The organism is Pseudomonas sp. PDM04 (assembly GCF_014851765.1).
Classification (GTDB): domain Bacteria; phylum Pseudomonadota; class Gammaproteobacteria; order Pseudomonadales; family Pseudomonadaceae; genus Aquipseudomonas.
This window is the reverse complement of sequence record NZ_JACVAI010000024.1, coordinates 1-368: the sequence shown is the minus strand read 5'-3', so window position 1 is coordinate 368 and position 368 is coordinate 1. Positions and strand designations below refer to the sequence as shown.

Genomic DNA, 368 nt, shown 5'->3' with positions numbered 1-368 from the left:
AGTGCGGCCAGTTGATCCGTCACGACGACCCCGCCACCACCCGGCACATGCCCGATTACAGTGTGCAGGGGTTGCCGCTGCTGGAGACCAGTCATTTTCTGGCATCGCTTGAGGCGGTGGACTGGCCGGAGGATATCGCGGCTCGCGATGCGTTACTGGAAACTGCCCCCGGTCTCGACAGCCGCTGGGCTTACGATGCGTTGGGTGAGGTGGCGGCGCAGACCGATGCGATGGGCAATCGTCGGCGCATGAGCCGGACGTGCGCGGGGCAACTCAGTGCCGTTTACTTGCAGAGCCAGGAACGCGATGAGACGACCCTGGTCAGCGACATCCACTATAACGCCAGTGGCCTGGTCGAGCAGGAGCGG

Annotated in this window: 1 pseudogene; it reads left to right on the top strand. The window is 64.1% G+C overall.

The features are described from left to right. Positions 1-368 (top strand): annotated as a pseudogene (locus tag IB249_RS29620) (hypothetical protein); the annotation flags it as partial.